The sequence below is a fragment of the Alcanivorax sp. HI0083 genome, assembly GCF_001635175.1.
Genome location: NZ_LWFX01001613.1, coordinates 1 through 733 on the forward strand (window position 1 = coordinate 1; position 733 = coordinate 733).

Here is a 733-nt window from a genome sequence, read left to right on the forward strand (position 1 = left end):
GGTTGAACGCCGGCCTGCACCGGTACGCCACGAAAAGCGGTTTCCACCACGCCCACATAACGCTGGTGGGGCTTGGCCGATACCGGTTGCCCATCCCCCGGGGCGTGCTCCCGTATCAGCGCGTCCATAAAGGCGAGCTTGTCGGTGAGCATGGGGAAGATTTCGTCGGCGATCTGGCGCAGCAGCGGTTCCAGGGTGGCCGGAATCCCGTCGTCGGCCAGGTAGGCATCGCCATAGCCGGGAAACTCCGGCGTATCCAGCCCCGGTGCGGTCATCCGTTCCACCCAGCGGAACACTTTCGGCGCACGGGTTTTCATCAGGTTGGCGGGCACCGGGTCGCGGCCCAGGTGGGCAAACAGCGGGCCGATCAAGCCATAGTCGCCCAGTGACGGCCGTCCGCCAAACAGGTAGGGGTGTTCAGCGAAGTGGGCGTTTAGGGTGTCGAGCAGTTGCAGATAGGAGGCCTCGATTTCCGGCACCGTGTGGGCATCCACGCCCAGTTGGGGCAGGTAGGCATTCATCCGCGACATGATCTTGTCGGCCATGGCCTCACCGGCACCGGCGGCAAACTGGTCATGCAGAAAGCCTTCCTGGGCCTCACGGTAACTCCAGCGGTAGTGCATGGCGTGGGGCAGCATGGCCTGGGTACCGTAGTAGGCGATGATCACAGAGAGCACCCGCTGTAGCAGCCCATCCGGGTAGGCGGAATATTGCACGCCCTGTTGCTCAAAGT

At 63.6% G+C, this 733-nt stretch carries 1 protein-coding gene; it reads right to left on the minus strand.

Going from position 1 to position 733, the window contains the following annotated elements; translation table 11 throughout:
• Positions 1-716, minus strand: a 716-nt coding sequence (locus A3754_RS23895) for a glutathione S-transferase C-terminal domain-containing protein (protein WP_231880767.1), incomplete at its 3' end; no start/stop codon positions are given.
• Between the last annotated feature and the right edge of the window lie 17 nt (positions 717-733).